The following is a 22,255-nucleotide window of genomic DNA, read 5'->3' on the forward strand; positions in this document are numbered from 1 at the left end:
ATCATGAACATCAATCAGGACATCACAGTTGCGGCCAGTGGCCTCGATGCCACGGCGACCATCCAGCAGGCTATCGATGCCGCGTCATCAGCAGGCGGCGGCCGCGTTTCTCTCTCGGCCGGACGACATGTCAGCGCCGGTCTCCAGCTCAAAAGCGGCGTGGAACTGCACCTTGCACAAGACGCGGTACTCGCCCCCGTTTCCGATTACGAGGCTTACGCCCTCACCCGCGTTTCTGTGATTGCCGAAGACTCTGATCGCGGCATGATCATTGCAAGAGGCGCAAGCAACATCGCCGTCACGGGTCCGGGCCGTATCGAGGCCGGCGGTGAAAACTTCATCATTGGCGATGACACGGCCATGGGAACCTATATCCCGGCAAAAAAACGCCCGCGCGTGATGGTGCTGGAAGCCTGCCGTAATGTGCGCCTCGAAAACCTGCACGTCAGTGGCTCCCCCATGTGGACGCTGCATATGGTCAATTGCGAGGACCTTCATTTCCGCAATTTGCGCATCGAAAACGACCGCCGCCTGCCCAATACGGATGGCATCGTGCTGGATGCCTGCCGCCGCGCGCTGATCGAGGATTGCTTCATCTCGACTGCGGATGACGGCATCTGCCTCAAGACCAGTGCCGGGCCGGATGGCAAGGCAGTGGGCGTGTGCGCCAATATTGCGGTTCGCCGCTGCACCGTTTCCAGCATGAGCTGCGCGCTGAAGCTCGGCACCGAATCCTTCGGCGATTTCACTAATGTGGTGTTCGAAGATTGCAAGGTGGTGCAGTCAAATCGCGGCATGGGTCTTTTCTCCCGTGATGGCGGCGCCATGCGCAACATCCGCTTTTCACGCATCGAGGCCGAGTGCCATGAGACGCCGGGTGGTTTCTGGGGTTCTGGCGAAGCAGTGACAGTCACTGTCGTTGACCGCCGCCCCGAACGGCAGGCAGGCAGGGTGGACAATCTTGTTATCGAAGATTTGAGCGGTTCGATGGAGGGAGCGATCAACCTCGTCTCCACCTCGGCAGCCGGCATTCACAATGTCAGGCTTGCGCGCATCACGCTGGCGCAGGAGCCCGGCAAGCTCGGCACCGGCCTGCAATATGACCTGCGTCCCACCAATGCCGATATAGCGCCAAGCGCCGATGCGGCCGGCCGCGCCAATGCCTGGACCCAGGACGCACATGGCCGGATCGTCGGTATGGAGGATTATCCGGGCGGCATGCCCGCGATCTACCTTAAGGGCGTTCACGGTTTTTCGGCTGACGATGTCGCCATCAAAAGAGCAATGCCCTTGCCCGAGGGTTGGAACGACCACGAGATCGTCGCGACGGCGAGCTCGGTTGAAGGGAGCAGGTGATGGGAAGTCTGAAACTCGAAAACCTCAACAAGGCGTTCGGCGCCGTACATGTGCTGCATGATATCGATCTCCAGATCGAAAACGGCGAATTCGTCGTTTTCGTCGGCCCGTCGGGCTGCGGAAAATCGACGCTGCTGCGCATCATCGCCGGTCTTGAGGACGTCACATCAGGCAGCATCGCCATCGGAAATCGCGATGTCAGCGCACTGTCGCCGGCAGAACGCAAGATCGCCATGGTCTTCCAGTCCTACGCGCTTTATCCGCATATGAGCGTGCGCAAGAACCTCGCCTTCGGCCTGGAAAACCTGCGCTTCAAGCGGTCGGAAATCGAAAACCGCATCAACGAGGCGGCGCGTATGCTCGCCATCGAACCCTATCTCGACCGCAAGCCGAAACAGCTTTCCGGCGGCCAGCGCCAGCGCGTCGCCATCGGCCGTGCCATCGTGCGCGAGCCTGACATCTTCCTCTTCGACGAGCCGCTATCGAACCTCGATGCCGCACTGCGCGTGCAGACACGCGCCGAAATCACCCGGCTGCATCGCGATATCAAGACGACGATGATCTATGTCACCCACGATCAGGTGGAAGCCATGACCATGGCCGACAAGATCGTGGTGCTGCGCGCCGGGCGCATCGAACAGGTGGGCAGCCCGCTCGAGCTTTTCGACAATCCGCGCAACCTCTTCGTTGCCGGTTTCCTCGGTTCGCCGCGCATGAACATGCTGAAAGGCACCATCATCAAGCGCGACGACGGCACCATTTCCATCGATGCCGGCTATGGCGTGTCGCTCCCCTGCCTCGTCGATCCGGCAACCGTCAGCCCCGGACAGGCGGTTCTGGCGGGCATCCGACCCTCGCATTTCACCATCGCGGATGCCGGCCTGCCCTTCGAGGTGCAATACCACGAAAGCCTCGGCACCGAGACCTATCTCTACGGCAATATCAAGGGTGAGAAGGACCAGATCATCGTGCATCAGCCCGGCCATTTCGCGCCCGCCTCCGGCGCGGTGCTCAAAATCATGCCGGCACGTGAGAAGGTCCATGTCTTCGATCCCGCCACCGAACTGGCGCTGCCGCGCCTTGCGGGCGAAGGGAGGGGGTAGCATGGCCAATCCGACGCTTGCGAGACTGTCCGACCGTGCGCTCGACGCCGTGATGGCGATTGCCGAAGTGCCGCTCAACTTCATCGAGCGGCTGATCGGCAAAAGGCGCATGCCCTATATCTTCCTGATGCCGAACCTCGTTCTTTTTGGCATCTTCACCTTCCTGCCGATTGCGATTGCGGTCGGTTATGCCTTCACCGGCGGCACCGAACTTTTGATCACCGACCGCCCCTTTGTCGGTTTGGAGAATTTCGGCAAGCTGCTGGATTGCCAGAGCTATATGGACCCGGGAAGCTGCCGGGAATCGCTGTTCTGGACGGCAATCTGGAACACGCTTTGGTTTGTCGGTTTCAATGTCATCGCCACGTTGCTGGTCGCGCTCATAACCGCCCTCATCCTCAACAGGGCGATAGCCGCGCGCGGTTTCTTCCGCGCCATGTTCTTTTATCCCGTCCTGCTGTCGCCCGTCGTCATCGGCCTCATCTGGAAATGGTTTCTGGACCGCAACGGCCTGCTCAACGCCTTCTTCCAGATGCTGGGCGTGCCGCCGGAAATCTTCCTGCTGGATGTCGGCTGGTCGCGCTTTTTCGTGGTGGTCGTTTCGGTCTGGTTCCACATGGGCTTTTATACGCTGATCCTGCTCGCCGGCCTTCAGGCCATCCCGAAGGATCTCTACGAAGCCGCCGCCATCGATGCCGCCTCGCCCCGGCGCACGCTTTTGCGCATCACCCTGCCGCTTCTCGGCCCCAACCTGCTCGTCGTGCTCATCCTGTTGATGATCCGCTCGGTGCAGATATTTGATGAAGCCTGGGTTCTGACGAATGGCGGCGGGCCAGGCACGGCCAATACGTTTGTGGTGCAATATATCTACCAGATGGCCTTCGGCAGCGATCTCAGGCTGTTTGGCCTTGCCTCCGCCGCGTCGGTTTTGATGGGCCTTGTGCTTCTCGCACTGACGCTCGTGCAGCTGCGCCTTGGCAAAAAGATGGAGTCCTGACCATGTCCAATGCCGTCTCTTTCCTCACGCGCACCCGCCGTCCCGGCCGGATCGGCCTCACCGATATCCTCTCCTGGGTCTGGCTCATCGGCGGCACACTCGCTGTCCTCATCCCGGTTGTCTGGGCCGCAATGTCATCGCTGAAACCGGAAGCCGAGATCACGAGGTTTCCGCCAAGCCTCCTGCCGCGCGCTGCCGTGCAAGTGGAGGTTCAGGGCTACGACAGGCCGCTCAGCCTGTGGAAGGCCACCGTCGATGGCGCAGAGCGTGAGATGGCCATGGTCCGCCGCATCGGCCTCAAAGCCCAGATGGTGGACCCTGCCAATCCGGGCCCGCCAACAAGCGTCGATACACGGGAAATAACGCCGGTTCAGAAGCTGACCATCGCGACGGAGAACTTCACCGATCCGCTGACACAGTTCAGCTTCCTGACCTTCCTCAAGAACTCGGTCTTCGTCACCGTCGTCGCAACGGTCCTGACGCTGATCGTCAACGCCATGGCAGCCTTTGCGCTCTCCAAATACCGTTTCCGCGGCGAAAAGGCGATCTTCGTGCTGATCATCTCCACCCTGATGATCCCGCTCACCGTCGTGATGGTGCCGGCCTATCTCGTCATCGTCGGTGTCGGTCTCGTCGATAATCTCTGGGGCGTCATCATTCCCACCGTCGCAACGCCGACAGGCGTCTTTCTGCTCCGACAATATATGCTGACCATTCCCGATGAGCTGATCGAGGCGGCGCGTGTGGATGCCGCCAGCGAATTCCGCATCTTCTGGCGCATCATCCTGCCGCTGACGGCCCCGGCGCTCGCGGTTCTCGCCATATTCTCGGTTTTGTGGCGCTGGAACGACTTCCTCTGGCCGCTAATCGTTCTCAGCAGCCGTGAGAATTTCACGCTGCAGGTGGGGTTGAACGCCTTTCAGGGCGAGTTCTCGGTGCAATGGCACTATATCCTCGCCATGACCTTCCTCAGCCTGGCACCCGTCACGGTCGTGTTCCTGTTCCTGCAGCGCTACATCACGACAGGCATCGCCGGAACGGGAATGAAATAGCGGCTTCGCAGACATTCGCAACGAACGCCACACAAAGAAAAAGGGAGATGTTGTTGCAACATCTCCCTTCGTTCATTTGGTGACGCGATGATCAGTCGTCGGAGCCTATCGTATCGTAAGAGTCGCGCTCGCCGGCGATGATGGCGCGCTTGCCGACATGGTTGGCAGGTCCGACAATGCCTTCCTGCTCCATTCGCTCCACCAGCGAGGCGGCGCGGTTATAGCCCACCGAAAGGCGGCGCTGGATATAGGAGGTCGAGCACTTCTTGTCGCGCATCACGATTTTGACGGCCTTTTCATAGAGGTCATCGCTGTCGTCGTCGCCCATCGAGGTCTTGTCGAAGACAGCCGTATCCTCTTCCGCCTCTTCTTCCGCTTCCTCGGCATCTTCCGTGACCGTGCCCAGATATTCCGGACGACCCTGCGTCTTCAGATGCGCCACGACCTTTTCAACTTCCTCGTCGGACACGAAGGGGCCGTGAACACGGGCGATGCGGCCACCGCCCATCATGTGCAGCATGTCGCCCTGGCCGAGCAGATGCTCCGCCCCCTGCTCACCAAGAATGGTGCGGCTGTCGATCTTCGAGGTGACCTGGAAGGAGATGCGGGTCGGGAAATTGGCCTTGATAGTGCCCGTGATGACATCGACCGAGGGACGCTGGGTTGCCATGATGAGATGGATGCCGGCGGCGCGCGCCATCTGCGCCAGACGCTGGATCGCACCTTCGATCTCCTTGCCGGCGACCATCATCAGGTCGGCCATTTCATCGACGATGACAACGATATAAGGCATCGCCGTCAGGTCCATTTCCTCCTGTTCATAGACCGCTTCGCCAGTGGCGCGATCGAAGCCTGTCTGCACATTGCAGAACACCGTCTCGCCCTTGGCACGGGCAGCAGCGGCCCTGGCATTGTAACCATCAATATTGCGCACGCCGAGACGCGACATCTTGCGGTAGCGGTCTTCCATTTCGCGCACCGCCCACTTTAACGCCATCACCGCCTTTTTCGGATCGGTGACGACAGGCGTCAGGAGATGCGGAATACCGTCATAGACCGAGAGCTCGAGCATCTTCGGGTCGACCATGATCAGGCGGCATTCTTCCGGCTTCAGGCGGTAGAGCAGCGACAGGATCATGGTGTTGATGGCGACGGACTTGCCCGAACCGGTCGTGCCAGCGACCAGAAGGTGCGGCATCTTCGCAAGTTCGGCGATAACCGGTTCGCCGCCGATGGTCTTGCCGAGGCAAAGGGCAAGCTTCTGGCGTGTCTCGGCGTAATCCTGCGCCTCGATCAGTTCGCGCAGGTAAACCGTCTCGCGCACCGGGTTCGGCAGCTCGATGCCGATGACATTGCGGCCGGGCACGACGGCAACGCGAGCCGAGAGCGCCGACATGGAGCGCGCGATATCGTCAGAGAGACCGATGACACGCGAGGACTTGACGCCAGGGGCGGGCTCGAATTCATAGAGCGTGACGACAGGACCAGGACGGACATCGATGATCTCACCCTTGATGCCGAAATCCTCCAGCACGCTTTCGAGTAGACCGGCGCTCTGTTCCAGGGCTTCCGGTGTCATGGTCGTGGTCTGCTGGACGCGGGCTTCCTGCAGGAGGTCAATCGAAGGATACTCATATTCCCCATCGGCGAAGACAGGTGCTTCACGGAACATGGGCTGAGAAGACGGGATAGGCGCTCGCGGCGTAAAACGCGGCTCGGCAACGATCCTTTCGACCGGCTGAATCTGCTCTGCAAGCTGCTGCGGCGCGACAGCCATGGCAGCTTCCGCTATCGGCTGCGACGCGAACTCCTGTTCGGCAGCCACGCCGGCGGCTGGAATGAATGCCTGCCGTACGCCAATTTCCCGATAGAGCCGGATGGCGGAGCCACCGGGTACGGTGACGACAGGTGGCTCGGTCGAAAGGACAACCGGGGCGGCTGCGGGCGAGACGGGAGCGACAGCCACTGCGGATGAAGGCGCTGTCAGAACGGTGTTTACAGGCGCCGGAGCTGCGGGCGCGGAAACGGAAAATGCGCTCCGCACCTCGGCGGTAAGAGCTTCAGCCGCATCGCCGGGCAGATCAAGCGTCATCACTTCCCAGAACAGCTCATCCGGCAGATGGGCGGCAAAGGCGGGAATGGAAGTCTGCGTCTCAGCTTCCGGCTGCGCGGCAGGTTGCGGCTCAATCGTCTGCGGCGCTGCGGGTTCCGCATCGGGCGCGGCAGACGTCGATGAAGATGGATCCCGCACGGCTGCGGCAGCCTCTTCCGCCTGTTTACGGGCAAGCTCCAGCCGCAATTTGTAAGTCAAGGCGCGAGCACCGCGGGCGTCGGGCGGCTGCGGCAGAAACGGCATGCGCGGCGGCGCCATGCGTTGCTCGGCCGGCTTCGCGGCGGGCTGGGGTGCCGGCGCATCCTGGCGAACCGCCGTCTCGGGCTCTGCGGCAGCCGGTACGGAGGCAGCGGGCGCCTCCTCGTCCGGGATATTCGGCGTCTCCACCGGCATACGCCGGTTAAAGACGCTCTCCGGCGTGCGGGTAAAGCGGACATTCGGGCCAAGCACGAAGGCATTCTGCCAGCCGGGCATCTCGGCACGGCCTTCGATGGCATCGGCTGCGATCACGTCAGCGTTCTGCCGCGGCGCTGCACCTGCAGCTGTCACGATCGTCCGCTGCCCCGCAGGCGTCTGGACACCGGCATGACGGGCGTTTTCGCTCCCCTCCCCTACGCTATTGGACGAATTCTGAAATCTGGATCGGGAGAAGCTCATGGCAGCGTGCACACTCATCATAAACGTACATATTTCGGTCTCCTTGAAATAAAAAATAAAGGTTAATTACCCCTTTCCAAACGGGGTCGTACCGACGGATTTTCAAACGCTCCACAGGTTCGCAGCGCCATCCGCTGCCTCGCAAAACACATATCAAACGCTTGGTTTCATTCGGTTATGTCGAGTTTTCCGCCGCGAATTCGCCGCTGATGGCGGACTGGAGAACCGAATTTTCCGAGACGGGGCATATTGTTTCCGCAAAGCTCTCCGCAACGTAAAATCATTGCTGTAAAGGGCGCGAATTAACGTGGACACTGCCGAGGTTGCAGCCTTAAGATCGGCGCGCCGCGGGCCAAGCGGAAAAGCCCGCCTCGCCCTCATTCCGGAGTGAAATTCATGTCGCCTGTCCAGCTTTCCCGCCGCTCGCTTCTCAAGACCTCGCTCGCGCTGGCCGCAACCACGGGATTGGCGGGAATTACCGTCGCACAGGAGAAATCCGGCGGGCGACTGATCGTCGCCGCCGATTCGGAACCGAAAAACCTCAATCCGGCCATCGTTGCCTCCAACGGCGTGTTTTACATCGCCAGCAAGATCGTCGAGCCCCTGGCCGAGGCCTCCTTCAACGGCACCGATGGGCTGGAGCCACGACTTGCGACGGAATGGCAGGGAGCCGATGACGGGCTCAGCGCCACCTTCAAGCTGCGCGAGGGTGTGACATGGCATGACGGCAAGCCATTCACCTCGGCGGACGTTGCGTTTTCGGCGCTTTCCGTCTGGAAACCGCTGCAAAATCTCGGGCGGCTGGTCTTTGCCAATCTCCAGACGGTGGAAACGCCTGATGACCACACGGCGATTTTCCGCTTTTCCAAACCCACGCCGTTCCAGCTCATCCGCAATGCGCTGCCGGTGGTTACCAGCGTCGTGCCGAAACACCTCTATGAAGGTACCGACATCGCCACAAATCCGGCCAATACCAAACCGGTGGGCACTGGGCCTTTTGTCTTTTCCGAATATAAACCTGGCGAATATTACCGCCTGACGCGGAACCCGAACTATTGGGGCAAAGGTCAGCCGCAGCTCGAGGAAATCATCTATCGCGTCCTTCCCGATCGGGCCGGCGCGGCCTCTGCGCTGGAGGCCGAAGAAATCCAGCTTGCCGCGTTTTCAGCCGTGCCGCTAGCCGATCTCGCCCGCATCGCCAAGGAGCCCGGCATAAAGGTTATTGCGGATGGCTATGAGGCACTGACCTATCAGCTGGTGGTGGAAATCAACCATCGCCGCAAGGAACTGGCGGATCTCAAGGTCAGAAAGGCGATCGCGCACGCCATCGACAGGAAATTCGTCATCGACAAGGTCTTTCTCGGTTACGCCACTGCATCGACCGGCCCCGTACCGAAGAATGCGCCGGAATTTTACACGAATGACGTTGAGACCTATGATTTCGACGTCGCCAAGGCCAACGCTCTTCTGGATGAGGCGGGTTATCCGCGTGGTGCGAATGGAACACGTCTTTCGCTGAAGCTTCTGCCCGCGCCCTACTTCAATGAGACCCGCCAGTTCGGTTCTTATCTGCGGCAGGCGCTTCAGGAAATCGGGATTGATGCAGAACTGGTGAACAATGACGCCGCGGCGCACCAGAAGGCCGTTTACACCGACCACGCCTTCGATCTCGCCATCGCCCCGCCGGTGTTCCGCGGTGATCCCGCAATATCGACCACGATTCTGGTCCGTTCCGGCATTCCGGCCGGCGTCGGCTTCTCCAATCAGGGCGGCTACGAGAACAAGACGCTGGACGAATTGATCGACAAGGCGGCGATAACAGTGGATGCCGCCGCGCGCACGGCGCTTTACAAGGACTTCCAGAAGCAGGTCACGGCCGATCTGCCGCTGATCAACGTCGCCGAGTGGGGTTTCATCACTGTGGCGCGCGATACGGTCAAACATGTCGCCAGTAATCCTCGGTGGGCGGTGTCCAACTGGGCGGATACGGCGGTGGATACCTGAGGCAACACCGTGAGACGTGCGGCGAAATTGCTGCGGCGAAGGGCATTCACCGCCATTCCGGTGCTGCTGATCGTGCTCGTCTTCACCTTCCTGCTGCTTGAAAACGCATCGGGTGACGCGGTCGACGCCTATCTCGTTTCCATCGGCGGCGGCGATGCCGGGCTGCGCGATGCGCTGCGTGAACAATATGGTCTGAACGGCTCCGTGCTGGCCCGTTTCTGGCTCTATGCGAGTTCGGTGCTGCGGCTTGATCTCGGCTGGTCGCTTGCCTTCGACCGGCCTGTGCTGGGGCTGATCCTGGAAAGGCTGCCGAACACGCTTCTTCTGATGGGCAGTGCGACAACGCTTGCCTTCATCCTCGGCACAGCACTCGGCATCGTGGCGGGCGCGCGTCCGGACGGGGCGACAGACCGCGCGCTTTCCACACTCTCACTCGCGCTTTACGCCACGCCCGGCTTCTGGCTTGGGCTCGTGCTCGCCATCGTCTTCGCGGTGAAATTCAGATGGCTGCCTACCTCCGGCATCGAAACCATCGCTTCGGGCAAGCACGGCATGGCGAGGGCGATGGATATCGGCCGCCATCTCGTACTGCCGGTCGCCAGTCTCGGGCTGATCTATCTGGCGCTTTTCCTGCGCGTGATGCGCACCGCCATGGCGGCGATCTGGCCGCTGGATTTCGTGCTCTTTGCCCAGTCCAAGGGGCTTTCAAAACGACGGATCGTGCTGCGCCACGTCGCCCGCAACGCCGCCCTGCCGCTTGTCACCGTGCTTGGCCTGCAGGCGGCCACCATGCTGGGCGGCAGCGTGGTCATCGAAAGCGTTTTTGCCATTCCCGGTTTTGGTCGGCTGGCGCAGGAGGCCGTCACTGGCCGAGACGCCCCGTTGTTGATGGGCATCATCCTGACGAGCGCGGTTTTTGTCATCCTGGTCAACCTCTCCGTCGACATTGTCCATTCCGTGCTCGATCCGCGCATTGGCAGCGGGGAACAAGGCGCATGAGTTTCGCTTTCCGGCTCCTGCGCAGTTTCGAAGGCATGACGGGAACCGTCATACTGGTGCTGCTTTCCCTGACGGCGCTTGCCGCACCCGCCGTCTTTCCAGGTGACCCGCTGGCTATCGTTGGCGAACCGCTGATTACACCTTTTACGGATGCGGCCCTACCGCTCGGCACCGATCGGCTGGGCCGCAACGTGCTGGCCGAGCTCGCCCATGGTGCGCAGGCCTCCCTGCTCGTCGGCATAGGCGCCGCCACAGCCGCGCTGATTATCGGCACCGTCATCGGCACCATTGCCGGATTTGCCGGCGGCGTTGTGGACGAAGCATTGATGCGCGTCACCGACGCCTTCCAGATCGTCCCGAACTTCCTGCTAGCGCTCGCCTTCGTCAGTACAATCGGGCCCTCCATGCCGATTGTCATACTCGCCATTGCGCTTGGCGCATGGGCGGATCCGGCGCGGTTGATGCGGGCGCAGGTCTTGAGCATCCGCGAGCGCGATTATGTTCAGTCCGCCCGCGCCATCGGCATGCACCCGCTTGAGATCGCATTCAGGCAGATCCTGCCAAATGCCCTGCCGCCGGTCATGGCGCTTGCCGCCATCATCGTCGCCGCGTCCATTTTGACCGAAGCCGCCCTATCCTTCCTAGGGCTCGGCGATCCCAATATCGTTACCTGGGGTTCGATGATCGCAGAAGGACGCAATGTCCTTCGCTCGGCCGCGTTTCTGTCGGTCATTCCCGGCATCGGCCTTCTGGTTACGGTTCTCGGCGTTTATCTTCTTGGTGAAGGCATCAACAAGGCGATGGCGACAGGGAGGCGAGCGCCATGAGCGGAAATGCACTGTGCCGGATCGACGACCTCAGCGTTTGGTATGCGGCAAGAGATGCGCCGGCGTTGCAGAATGTCTCGCTGACGATCCGGCAAGGCCAGAGGCTGGCGATCATCGGCGAAAGCGGCTCGGGGAAATCGACGCTCGGCAAGGCGATTGCGGGGCTTCTTCCCGGACATGCGAAGGTTTCCGGTGATATTTCGTGGAGTCGCGACAGCCTGTTCCACGGCAGGCCGCTGCCAGGGCGGGATATCGGCACGATCTTTCAGGACACCGGCGCAACGCTGAATCCGGTTCTCGCCATCGGCGAACAGGTGGCGGAAGGGGCTGTCCGGCATCTAGGCCTCTCATGGCGGCAAGCGCGCGATCTTGCCCGCGATCTTCTGGAGCGGGTTCGGCTGCCGCACCCTTCCCACCTCGTCCGGGCCTATCCGCACCAGCTCTCCGGCGGCCAGAGGCAACGCGTGACGATTGCCGCCGCCATTGCAGCCAGTCCTTCAATCCTGATTGCCGATGAAGCCACGAGCGCGCTCGATACGGTTAGCCAGGCCGCCATCGCCACGCTGCTCGACGATCTGGTGCGGCAGGAAAACAAGACGCTGGTCTTCATCACCCATGATATCGGCCTTGCATCCAGCCTTGCCGACGAGATTGCCGTTCTGCGCGCGGGATTGCTGGTGGAACATGGCCCGACGAGGCGGGTGCTGTCCGCACCCGTCCATGACTATACGCGTGCGCTGCTTGCCGATTACCTCGATCTGTCCACGCCGCCGCTGGTCAGCGAGGCCGCGTCATGAACGATGCCCTGCTCACCGTCGACGGCTTGTCCAAGACCTACCGCACCGGCGCAAGAAGGGTGGCGGCGCTCTCCGACATCTCTTTTTCGCTTCGGCCCGGTGAGACGCTGGGACTTGCCGGTCCCTCCGGCTGCGGAAAATCCACGCTTGCGCGCATTCTCATGCGATTGATCCCGGCCGACGAAGGCACGATCCTTTTCAGAGGCCACAATTGGCTGACACTGGACGGCGGCAAGCTTCGCGCCGCCCGCCAGCACATGCAGATGGTGTTTCAAGATACGCATGGCGCTTTCAATCCACGCGCCAGCGTCGAAGATGCCATCGGCGAACCGTTGCGCATTCATCGCACGGTCGCAAGACGCGAGCGTGCGGCGGAAGTCCGCCGCCTTCTCGACCGCGTTGGCCTGCCCGCCAGCTATTCCGGCCGCTCGGTCTTCGAGCTTTCCGGCGGCCAAAGGCAGCGCGTCGCGATCGCACGGGCGATTGCGCTCAAGCCGTCACTTCTCATCCTGGACGAAGCCGTCTCCGCGCTCGATGTTTCGGTTCGCCGGCAAATCCTTAAACTGCTGGTGGAAATACAGCGCGAGACGGCTGTTTCCTGTATTTTCGTCTCCCATGATCTCGCGGTCATTCGCGCCGTCTGCCACCGCGTCGCTATCATGGAAGCAGGAAGGATCGTTGAAATCGGCCCGACAGGAAATATCGTCTCGGCGCCGCAATCCTCGACCGCCAGAACCCTGATCGACGCCGCACCGCGCCTGACCATCACCACGTAAGGAAAAGACATGCCCGCTCCGGATTATGCATTGCTGCTCGACCCACCCGCTTTTCCTGCCGAGCGTTATGCTGCCCTTGCCGACCGGCTGGCCGCGCTGATGAGCACAAGCAACGACGTGCTGCTGATACAGGCGGAAGCCGTGCTGGCGCTCGAAGCCGCAGCCACCAGCCTTGCGCGACCGGGCCTGAAAGCGCTCAACATTGTCACCAGCCCTTATGGTACGTGGTTTGGCGGCTGGCTGGAAAAGGGCGGCGCGACCGTGCGCAATCTGACCGCCAGCCCGGCAAGGCCGGTCACCCTGGAGGAAGTGGAACGGGCGCTGGACGAAGGGCCGGATTTCGACCTTCTCGCCATCGTCCACGCGGAATCGGCAAGCGGCATCCTCAACCCCCTGCCCGCCATCGCCGCGCTCGCCCGGGAACGGAGCATCGTGACCCTTGTGGATGCCGTCGCGTCCATTGGCGGACATGCTTTCGACGTCGACCGTTTAGGTATCGATATCGCCGTCATCGGCCCGCAAAAGGCGCTGGCCGGCCCGGCCGGCATTTCCGCCATTTCCGTCAGCGAAAGGGCCTGGGCGCTTCTTTCGCATGACGGCGCTCCTGACAACTCCATGCTCTCGCTTATGGACCAGAAAAAACTCTGGCTCGATGCCGGTCGCGGCGCACTGCCCGGAACGCCCGCCCCGCTGGAGTTTTACGCGCTGGAGGCCGCCCTCGACAGGATCGAGTCAGAAGGGCTGGCATCCGCCAATCGACGCCACAAAACGGCAGCGACGGCCACCCGAAACGGCCTCAGGGCGCTTGGCATTCCAACCTGGGTGGAAGAGGCGCACGCTTCCGCCCTCGTCTCCACGGCGATCCTGCCTGATACCCTCGAAGCCAGGGCATTCCTCGCGGCTGTGTCCCAGAAGCAAGGCGCGGACATTTCCGGTGGCGTCGGCCCCGGCGCGGAACGGTTGATCAGGCTTAATCACACCGGTCGGAGAGCGCATCGGGATGCCGTGAAAGCCAATATCCTGGCCTTCTCCGGCGCCCTGAAAAGCCTCGGCCACGCTGCAAATACCGATTTCGCGCTGGAAGCCGCAGAAAAAACCTATTTAGACGCACCTGCGGATGGCGTTTAACGGTGTCGAAGAACATTCATTGCGCAAAATCCGCTCGCGATGGAACGCCGCTCACGACATTGTTGTTAAAAATGGTAGACAAATTCCTCCGCCAATCTTGACGAAATCATGGCAACGCGCGAAACTTAACGCTACGTTAACTCGCGTGAAGAAGGGAAACGGCCATGGTAGCAGGGTTCAACATGCTCTCCTTTGACCTCTTTGGCATCGGCCGAAGGATGCCCGTCGTCAATGAGCGGGTGGAGACCGAGTTTCAGGACAAAACACCGCGCAGACCCGACGACGAATCGCATGATGACGATCGCGATCAGGAATATGAACTGTTTTTCTGGTCGCTTTACCCGGTGATCTGAGCGTCTGCCGCACGCTCCAAGCCATCGACACATTGACCCTCCGTGGCCTCATGATGGGGGGCGCGGGGCGCATGATAGCGTTGGTCGGTCCATAGACCTCAATATTTCTAGTTTACCGTTAAAAGAAACGAAAGCGGCCCCCAGGTTGTCCTCGGGGCCGCATAGTCTTGTGATGGCTGTTAGTGGTTGTCGCGCGGCAGGCCCTTGGTCTGGGCGATGCGCTGATACTTCACGGCAGGTTCCAGGACCGCGCCGGTTTCCATCTGGCTGACGATGCCGCGCTGGATTTCCTGCCATGGCGTCTGGTGGTCAGGGAACTTGTAACCGCCCTGAGCCGTCAGCGCTTCATAACGCTTGGCAAGCTCTTCTCCTGAAATCAGGATATCCGCCTTGCCGCGGCCCACATCGATGCGGACGCGGTCGCCTGTCTGCAGAACGGCAAGGCCGCCACCTGCTGCTGCTTCAGGGGAAGCATTGAGGATGGACGGGCTGCCCGAAGTGCCTGACTGACGGCCATCGCCGATGCAGGGCAGCGAGTTGACACCTTCCTTCAGCAGATAATCCGGAGCGCGCATGTTCACGACTTCTGCCGCGCCGGGATAACCGATCGGGCCGGCACCGCGCATGAACAGGATGGTGTTGGCGTCGATCTTCAGCGACGGATCATCGATGCGGTGATGATAGTCTTCCGGACCGTCGAACACCACGGCACGTCCTTCAAAAGCTTCGGGATCGTTCGGGTTGGAAAGGTAACGGTTGCGGAACTCTTCCGAAATCACACTCGTCTTCATGATGGCGGAGGAGAACAGGTTACCGCGCAGAACGCGGAAGCCGGCGCGCTCCTTGAGCGGCTGTTCATAGGGGCGAATGACCTTTTCGTCCTCGATGATCGCGCCACGGCAGTTTTCGCCGATGGTCTTGCCGTTGACCGTCATGGCATCTTCCATGATCAGCCCCTGGGTCATCAGCTGGTTGACGACAGCAGGAACGCCGCCGGCATGGTAATAATCCTCGCCGAGATACTCACCGGCCGGCTGCAGGTTAACGAGCAGCGGTACGTCTTCACCATAGGTCTGCCAGTCATCCACTGTCAGCTCGACGCCGACGTGACGTGCAAGACCGTTCAGGTGGATCGGTGCGTTGGTGGAGCCGCCAATCGCCGAGTTGACGCGGATGGCGTTGATGAACGCATCCTTTGTCATGATGTCCGATGGCTTCAGGTCTTCCTTGACCATTTCGACGATACGCAAGCCGGTGAGGTAGGAGACTTCCTGACGATCACGGTAAGGCGCCGGGATGGCGGCGGAGCCGGGAAGCTGCATGCCCAGCGCTTCGGCAAGCGAATTCATGGTCGTCGCCGTGCCCATGGTGTTGCAATAGCCGGTCGACGGAGCCGAGGAAGCGACAAGCTTGACGAAGCCCTGATAATCGATCTCACCCTTCGCCAGCAGTTCGCGCGCCTTCCAGACGATGGTGCCGGAGCCGGTGCGCTCACCGCGGAACCAGCCGTTCAGCATCGGGCCGACGGAAAGGGCGATGGCCGGAATGTTGACGGTGGCCGCCGCCATGAGACAGGCAGGCGTGGTCTTGTCGCAGCCGATGGTCAGAACGACGCCGTCGAGCGGATAGCCATAAAGCACTTCCACGAGGCCGAGATAGGCGAGGTTACGGTCGAGACCTGCGGTCGGCCGCTTGCCGGTTTCCTGGATCGGGTGAACCGGAAATTCGATGGCGATGCCGCCAGCTTCACGGATACCTTCGCGCAGGCGGTTTGCCAGTTCCAGATGGTGACGGTTGCAAGGAGAAAGGTCCGAACCCGTCTGCGCGATGCCGATGATCGGGCGGTCGGACTGAAGCTCGGCCTGGCTCAGACCAAAGTTCATGTAACGCTCGAGATAAAGCGCGGTCATATCCGCATTTGCGGGGTTGTCGAACCAGGCGCGCGAGCGAAGCTTGCCTTGTGTTGCAGGCAGTTTGTCGGATGTAGTCATGATGCAGGTCTCCAGCCGGAAGTGGCCAACGGTAAAATATTACGAAATGCGACAAGCTTATGTTGTGCGCAAGGAAAATGGAATCAGCTTTCGGAGAACACGCATAACCGACAGAGCAGCGCCAGACGAGTGACCTGAAGCCGTTCTTCGGATTTAGCCGAATATTTTTCGGTATTTATGGTGATACCGGTGTCGCGCAACGGCCTCTCCCTCCCATGCCTTGCGGGAATGCGGCTAGCTCTTCGGCTCCCCGCTCCGCCTTTTATAAAGTCTCTTTATTTGTATTACTATTAGAGACAATCACCTTCTGTCAAGTCGCCTCTGAGGCCACGTCAAGCCAGTTCCGCAAGCGGAAGAATGAGGCTTTCTTTCGTTCAACCCATTGATTCATCGTATTTTATGGCGAATATTCACCGCAGTTCACCGAAACCAAATTGCGGAAAGGCTAAAAAATCGCTTTTCAAGAGTATTACTATATGCTCATAGTGATCATGTCACGCTGACATCATCTCTGGGAGGATTAAGATGAGAAAAGCTCTCGCGACAGTTACTGTCGCCGTTTCGCTGTGCCTTGCATCAAGTGTTTCCGCCAAATCGCTCACCGTCGGCTTCTCGCAGATCGGTTCGGAATCCGGCTGGCGCGCGGCTGAAACCACCGTTACCAAACAGCAGGCCGAGAAGCGCGGCGTCACGCTTAAGTTCGCCGACGCGCAACAGAAGCAGGAAAACCAGATCAAGGCCGTTCGCGGCTTCATCGCGCAGGGCGTCGACGCAATCCTGATTGCACCGGTCGTCGCAACGGGCTGGGATGCTGTCCTGAAGGAAGCCAAGGAAGAGAAAATCCCTGTCATCCTGCTCGATCGCCAGATCGAGGCTCCCGATGATCTTTACCTGACCGCAGTTACCTCGGACCAGGTCCACGAAGGCAAGGTTGCCGGTGACTGGCTGGTGAAGGACGTCGGTTCCAAGGATTGCAAGGTGGTGGAATTGCAGGGCACGACCGGCTCCTCGCCCGCCATCAACCGCAAGAAGGGCTTCGAGCAAGCCATCGCTTCGCACGCCAATATCAAGATCGTCCGCTCGCAGACGGGTGACTTTACCCGCACCAAGGGTAAGGAAGTGATGGAAAGCTTCATCAAGGCGGAAGGCGGCGGCAAGGACATCTGTGCCGTCTATGCCCACAATGACGACATGGCCGTTGGCGCGATCCAAGCGATCAAGGAAGCCGGCCTCAAGCCCGGAACCGACATCAAGGTCGTGTCGATCGACGCCGTGCCTGACATCTTCAAGGCCATGGCAGCCGGTGAAGCCAACGCCACCGTGGAACTGACGCCCGACATGGCCGGCCCGGCATTCGACGCGCTCGAAGCCTATCTGAAAGACAAGAAGGCTCCGGCGAAGTGGATTCAGACCGAATCCAAGCTCTACACGGCATCTGACGACCCGATGAAGGTCTACGAGGCGAAGAAGGGCCTGGGTTACTAAGCCATTCTTTGCAGAAACGGCGCGTGGATTGCGCCGTCTCTTTCTGTTGAGGAGAGCGAAACCTCTCCGATCCAGTCTGCAGAATGATCTCGTATGGAGCGAGCACATGCCACTTGTTTCTTCTCCCCGTCCGGGGAGAAGTCCGCGGCAGCGGGATGAGGGGGGCAAGCCTGGAGATGTCAGGAGAGCTTGCCCCCTCATCCGACCCTTCGGCCCACCTTATCCCCGGCGGGGATGAAGAAATACGCCGCTCCCCGCCGAGTGCTCTACCAAAACCCATTGCAATACGGAAACTGCTCAATGTCCGAAACGGCACCACTTCTGGAAGCACGCGCCATCGGCAAATCCTTTTTGGGGATCACGGCGCTGGATGGCGTCGACTTTTTGCTTGGGCACGGCGAAATCCATGCCCTGCTCGGCGAAAACGGCGCGGGCAAATCGACGCTGATCAAAATCCTGACGGGCGTCTACAGCCGCGGCAGCGGATCAGTCTTTCTGGAAGGCAGCGAAATCTCGCCCGCCAATGTGGGTGAGGCGCAGGCCCTTGGCATCGGCACCGTCTATCAGGAGGTCAACCTTCTCGAAAACCTCACCGTTGCGGAGAACCTCTACCTTGGCCGCCAGCCGCGGCGCTTCGGGCTGATCGACCGCAGCACGATGCAAAAGAATTCGCAGGCGCTGCTTGCCCAGTACGGGCTCTCCATTGACGTCAACGCCCTTCTCTCCAGCTATTCCGTCGCCATCCGTCAGATCATCGCCATCGCCCGCGCCGTCGATCTTTCCGGCAAGGTGCTGGTGCTGGACGAACCGACCGCCAGCCTCGACGCTCATGAGGTTGAAATGCTGTTCGGCGTACTGAAAAAGCTGCGGGCGCGCGGTATCGGTATCGTAATCATCACTCATTTCCTCAATCAGGTCTACGATATCGCCGACCGGGTGACGGTGCTGCGCAACGGCCGGCTTGTCGGCACACGCGAAATCGGCAGCCTGCCGCGTTCCGAGTTGATATCGATGATGCTCGGCCGGGAACTTCAACAGATTACCCATGACCATCAGGCGACCGAAGAAACAATCGCCGAAGGCGAGCCAAGCATTCGCTTCGAAGGATATGGCAAACGCGGCAGCGTCTCTCCCTTCGATCTCGGGATACGCCCCGGGGAAATCGTCGGCGTGGCAGGGCTTCTCGGCTCCGGCCGGACCGAAACGGCATTCCTGCTCTTCGGCATAGACCGCCCCGACACGGGCAAAGCCACGATCGACGGGCAGGCGGTGACGATCTCTTCTCCCGAGGCGGCGATTGCGGCCGGTTTCGGTTTCTGTCCCGAAGAACGCAAGACGGACGGCATCATCGCTGATTTCTCCGTTACCGACAACATCGCGCTGGCCCTTCAGGCCCGGCAGGGATGGGCGCGGCCGCTGTCGCGCCGGCAAAAGGCGGAGCTGGCGGAAGGTTTCATCAAATCCCTCGATATCCGCCCGGCCGACCCCGACCGGCCGATCAAGTTCCTGTCCGGCGGCAACCAGCAGAAGGCCATCCTGGCCCGCTGGCTGGCCACCCATCCCCGGCTTCTGATCCTCGACGAGCCGACACGCGGCATCGATATCGGCGCCCACGCGGAAATTCTCAAAATGATCGAAAAACTCTGCAGCGAGGGCATGTCGCTTGTCGTCATATCCTCCGAACTGGAAGAACTCACCGCCGTGGCGCATCGTGTCGTCGTGCTTTCCGACCGCCGGCATGTCAGCGAGCTGAAAGGCGGCGAAGTGACGGCCGACAATATCATGCGTGCGATCGCAGATGCGGCCAGAACGGAGGCGGCATGATGACGGCAGTCAATCGGCGTCTTAGAAGACTTGCACCGCAGCTTGCTGCGCTTTTTATCATTCTCGCAGCGATTACAATCATTTCGCCCGGCTTCCTCAATGTGTCGTTTCAAAATGGCAGGCTCTATGGCAGTCTGGTGGATATTCTTGTGCGCGCCGCCCCCGTGGCGCTGCTCACCATCGGCATGACGCTGGTCATCGCGACCAAGGGCATCGATCTTTCCATTGGTGCTGTCATCGCCATCTGCGGCGCCGTCGCCGCCACGCTCATCAGCAATGGACATTCCATTCCCTCCGTCATCGCCATTTCGCTTGGCGTGGGAATTGTCTGTGGCCTCTGGAACGGCGTGCTGGTTGCCCTTCTCGACATACAGCCCATCATCGCCACGCTGATCCTCATGGTGGCAGGGCGCGGCATCGCGCAGCTCATCACCGAGGGCGTCATCCTCACGTTCAACAATGACAGCTTTTCCGCGATCGGCTCCGGCGCATTTGCCGGTGTGCCCCTGCCCGTCATCATCTGGATAACGGCCGCGCTCCTGATAGGCTTTCTCGTTCGCAAGAGCGCACTCGGTTTCCTGATCGAAGCGACCGGCATCAATCGCCGCGCAGCGGCTCTTGCAGGTGTAAGGGCGCGCTTTCTGCTTTTCTTCGTCTATGCCGTTTCCGGTCTTTGCGCGGCGATCGCCGGCATGATCGTGACGGCGGATATTCGTGGTGCGGATGCCAACAATGCCGGTCTTTGGCTGGAATTGGACGCCATATTGGCGGTGGTCATCGGGGGCACTTCACTAAATGGTGGCCGCTTCTCCATCACCGCATCGCTGATCGGCGCGCTCATCATCCAGACCATCAATACCGGCATCCTCGTCTCGGGCTTTCCGCCGGAATTCAACCTCATCATAAAGGCCGGCATCATCATGGTGGTGCTGACGCTGCAATCTCCGGCGATCATGGCCGTCCTCGGTTTCGTGAAAGCGCCAAAGCAGCACGCCAAAACCGCCACCAACGGTATGACCAAGGAAGGAACCGCGCGATGATCCACAGCCGCAACCTGCCCTTCCTCACCACGCTGACGATTTTCGTCGTCGCCTATCTTCTTTGCGTGATGCAATATCCGGCGATCTTTTCGACGCGGGTGATCGGAAATCTTCTTACCGACAACGCCTTTCTCGGCATAGCCGCCGTCGGCATGACTTTCGTCATCCTGTCAGGCGGCATCGATCTCTCGATTGGTTCGGTCATTGCCTTCACCAGCGTCTTTGTGGCCGTCCTGGTCGGCACCTATAACATCCATCCGCTGCTTGCCTTCGCCATCGTGCTTTTGATTTCCACGCTGTTTGGCTGCCTCATGGGCGCGATGATCCGCTTTCTCTCCATCCCGCCTTTTGTGGTGACACTCGCGGGCATGTTCCTGGCGCGCGGGGCTGCCTATCTGATCTCCACCCAGTCGGTGCCGATCTCACATCCTTTCATCGATGCGATACAGGGCTTTTATTTCCGCTTTCCAGGCGGCGGCAGGCTGACGGCGCTCGCCATGCTCATGCTTCTCGTCTTCGCCGCCGGCATGCTGATCGCAAGCCGCACCCGCTTCGGCGCCAATGTCTATGCGCTGGGCGGCAATCCGCAATCTGCCGAGCTGATGGGCGTGCCGATCGGGACCACCACCATTGGCATCTATGCACTTTCCGGCTTTCTCTCCGGCCTCGCTGGTATCGTTTATACGCTTTACACCTCGTCAGGTTACTCGCTGGCGACGGTGGGCGTGGAGCTGGACGCGATCGCTGCCGTCGTCATCGGCGGTACACTTCTGACCGGCGGCACGGGATTGGTTGCGGGAACCTTTGTGGGGCTTTTGATCCAGGGCCTGATCCAGACCTACATCGTTTTTGATGGAACCCTGTCCTCCTGGTGGACGAAAATCGTCATCGGCGTGCTGCTTTTCGTGTTCATCGTGTTGCAGCGCGCAATCATCTGGTATTCAAACAGGAGACTGGCCGGACCGCATCCGGCATAACGCAAACGGAGGCTTGCTTGGGGCTGCTCGAAACGACGATTAGCGGGCGAAAACGCCGGAACAGCCACGCGCATGTGGTTTCCGAACTCGGCAGCGCCATCGTCTCGGGCAGGATCGCCGAAGGCTCTCTGCTGCCCAACGATGCGGAGCTCTCCATGCGTTTCGGCGTCTCGCGCACGGTGCTGCGCGAAACCATGAAGACGCTGGCGGCCAAGCGGCTGGTGGAACCGAAGGCGAAGGTGGGTACCCGGGTGCTCGACCGTTCGAGCTGGAATTTCTTTGATCCGGATGTGCTGGGCTGGCGCTGCGAAGCCGGCATCGACCAGGAATTTGTGAAGCACCTGGCCGAAATTCGGCTGGCGCTGGAGCCGGCGGCGGCGGCGGCAGCAGCTCTCCAGGCCTCCAATGAAGACATTGTCTCGCTTTACGTCATCGCCGCAAAATTCGACAATCCGCAGCATACGCCGGAGAGCATCGCCAAGGTGGATCTCGAGTTCCATCTTGCCGTCGCGCATATGTCCGGCAATCCCTTCATGCGTTCGGCAAGCGGGCTGATCGAGGCGGCGCTTGCCATCTCATTCCAGCTTTCGTCACCGGCCGCCTCGCCCGGCACCATCGCGGAGATCGCATCCAACCACCTGCGCATTGTCCACGCCATCGCGGCGCGGGACGCGGATGCGGCGGTGAAGGCCATGCGGCATGTGATCGAAGTGGGCAAGGACCGGACGCAGAAGGCGATCAAGACGGTTTAAACCCGAAACCAGTCGTAGCGAAGG

At 60.6% G+C, this 22,255-nt stretch carries 18 protein-coding genes; 16 read left to right on the forward strand and 2 right to left on the reverse strand.

Annotated features, from left to right (window positions below; translation table 11 throughout):
- Positions 1 to 3 precede the first annotated feature (3 nt).
- The 4 genes from pglB to WA845_RS13495 are packed head-to-tail and all read left to right on the forward strand — an operon-like array spanning position 4 to position 4,508.
- Entirely contained in the window at positions 4 to 1,356 is a 1,353-nt protein-coding gene (gene pglB / locus WA845_RS13480) for a polygalacturonase PglB (protein ID WP_282454890.1), read from the forward strand.
- The gene (locus WA845_RS13485; protein ID WP_282454891.1) at positions 1,356 to 2,459 is read left to right on the forward strand and encodes an ABC transporter ATP-binding protein; all 1,104 of its coding nucleotides are present in this window, start codon (positions 1,356 to 1,358) and stop codon (positions 2,457 to 2,459) included. Before pglB ends, WA845_RS13485 begins: the two co-directional genes overlap by 1 nt.
- Position 2,460: 1 nt before the next feature.
- Positions 2,461 to 3,456 carry a carbohydrate ABC transporter permease gene (locus tag WA845_RS13490; protein ID WP_034498130.1) on the forward strand — a complete coding sequence of 332 codons (996 nt, stop codon included), beginning with the start codon at positions 2,461 to 2,463 and terminating at the stop codon, positions 3,454 to 3,456.
- Positions 3,457 to 3,458: 2 nt separating this feature from the next.
- Positions 3,459 to 4,508, forward strand: a complete 1,050-nt coding sequence (locus WA845_RS13495) for a carbohydrate ABC transporter permease (protein WP_006697261.1) — start codon at positions 3,459 to 3,461, stop codon at positions 4,506 to 4,508.
- A 91-nt stretch (positions 4,509 to 4,599) separates the two neighbouring features.
- Here WA845_RS13495 and WA845_RS13500 read toward each other — a convergent pair whose 3' ends face one another.
- The gene (locus WA845_RS13500; protein WP_174151554.1) at positions 4,600 to 7,299 is read right to left on the reverse strand and encodes a DNA translocase FtsK; all 2,700 of its coding nucleotides are present in this window, start codon (positions 7,297 to 7,299) and stop codon (positions 4,600 to 4,602) included.
- Between the two features lie 375 nt (positions 7,300 to 7,674).
- Between WA845_RS13500 and WA845_RS13505 the strand changes: the two genes are divergently transcribed.
- The 7 genes from WA845_RS13505 to WA845_RS13535 all read left to right on the forward strand — a co-directional run bounded on the left by WA845_RS13505 (position 7,675) and on the right by WA845_RS13535 (position 14,162).
- Positions 7,675 to 9,282 carry an ABC transporter substrate-binding protein gene (locus tag WA845_RS13505; protein ID WP_174151555.1) on the forward strand — a complete coding sequence of 536 codons (1,608 nt, stop codon included), beginning with the start codon at positions 7,675 to 7,677 and terminating at the stop codon, positions 9,280 to 9,282.
- A 9-nt stretch (positions 9,283 to 9,291) separates the two neighbouring features.
- Positions 9,292 to 10,281 (forward strand): ABC transporter permease, encoded by a 990-nt coding sequence (locus WA845_RS13510; RefSeq protein WP_077986375.1) that lies wholly within the window; start codon positions 9,292 to 9,294, stop codon positions 10,279 to 10,281.
- A complete protein-coding gene (locus tag WA845_RS13515) occupies positions 10,278 to 11,108 on the forward strand; it encodes an ABC transporter permease (RefSeq protein ID WP_337322403.1) in 831 nt (276 codons plus the stop codon). The genes WA845_RS13510 and WA845_RS13515 overlap by 4 nt, the downstream gene beginning before the upstream one ends.
- Positions 11,105 to 11,905 (forward strand): ABC transporter ATP-binding protein, encoded by an 801-nt coding sequence (locus tag WA845_RS13520; RefSeq protein WP_282454892.1) that lies wholly within the window; start codon positions 11,105 to 11,107, stop codon positions 11,903 to 11,905. The genes WA845_RS13515 and WA845_RS13520 overlap by 4 nt, the downstream gene beginning before the upstream one ends.
- Entirely contained in the window at positions 11,902 to 12,681 is a 780-nt protein-coding gene (locus tag WA845_RS13525; protein ID WP_006697255.1) for an ABC transporter ATP-binding protein, read from the forward strand. The genes WA845_RS13520 and WA845_RS13525 overlap by 4 nt, the downstream gene beginning before the upstream one ends.
- Before the next feature lie 9 nt (positions 12,682 to 12,690).
- On the forward strand, positions 12,691 to 13,809 hold the full coding sequence (locus WA845_RS13530; protein WP_282454893.1) for a pyridoxal-phosphate-dependent aminotransferase family protein: 1,119 nt from the start codon (positions 12,691 to 12,693) through the stop codon (positions 13,807 to 13,809).
- Between the two features lie 164 nt (positions 13,810 to 13,973).
- Positions 13,974 to 14,162, forward strand: coding sequence for a hypothetical protein (locus WA845_RS13535; RefSeq protein WP_003506556.1), 189 nt, complete (start codon positions 13,974 to 13,976; stop codon positions 14,160 to 14,162).
- Between the two features lie 179 nt (positions 14,163 to 14,341).
- Here WA845_RS13535 and WA845_RS13540 read toward each other — a convergent pair whose 3' ends face one another.
- A complete protein-coding gene (locus WA845_RS13540; RefSeq protein ID WP_004438887.1) occupies positions 14,342 to 16,153 on the reverse strand; it encodes an IlvD/Edd family dehydratase in 1,812 nt (603 codons plus the stop codon).
- 525 nt (positions 16,154 to 16,678) lie between these two features.
- Between WA845_RS13540 and ytfQ the strand changes: the two genes are divergently transcribed.
- From ytfQ to WA845_RS13565, 5 genes are all read left to right on the forward strand, one after another.
- On the forward strand, positions 16,679 to 17,638 hold the full coding sequence (ytfQ, locus tag WA845_RS13545; RefSeq protein ID WP_004438884.1) for a galactofuranose ABC transporter, galactofuranose-binding protein YtfQ: 960 nt from the start codon (positions 16,679 to 16,681) through the stop codon (positions 17,636 to 17,638).
- Between the two features lie 300 nt (positions 17,639 to 17,938).
- Entirely contained in the window at positions 17,939 to 19,462 is a 1,524-nt protein-coding gene (locus WA845_RS13550) for a sugar ABC transporter ATP-binding protein (RefSeq protein WP_022563722.1), read from the forward strand.
- On the forward strand, positions 19,462 to 20,502 hold the full coding sequence (locus tag WA845_RS13555; RefSeq protein ID WP_006697253.1) for an ABC transporter permease: 1,041 nt from the start codon (positions 19,462 to 19,464) through the stop codon (positions 20,500 to 20,502). The genes WA845_RS13550 and WA845_RS13555 overlap by 1 nt, the downstream gene beginning before the upstream one ends.
- Positions 20,499 to 21,479 carry a galactofuranose ABC transporter, permease protein YjfF gene (gene yjfF / locus WA845_RS13560; protein WP_006697252.1) on the forward strand — a complete coding sequence of 327 codons (981 nt, stop codon included), beginning with the start codon at positions 20,499 to 20,501 and terminating at the stop codon, positions 21,477 to 21,479. The genes WA845_RS13555 and yjfF overlap by 4 nt, the downstream gene beginning before the upstream one ends.
- A gap of 17 nt (positions 21,480 to 21,496) precedes the next feature.
- The gene (locus WA845_RS13565; protein WP_006697251.1) at positions 21,497 to 22,231 is read left to right on the forward strand and encodes a FadR/GntR family transcriptional regulator; all 735 of its coding nucleotides are present in this window, start codon (positions 21,497 to 21,499) and stop codon (positions 22,229 to 22,231) included.
- The last annotated feature ends 24 nt before the right edge of the window (positions 22,232 to 22,255 follow it).

This window comes from Agrobacterium sp. CMT1 (assembly GCF_037203725.1).
Classification (GTDB): Bacteria; Pseudomonadota; Alphaproteobacteria; order Rhizobiales; family Rhizobiaceae; genus Agrobacterium; species Agrobacterium pusense.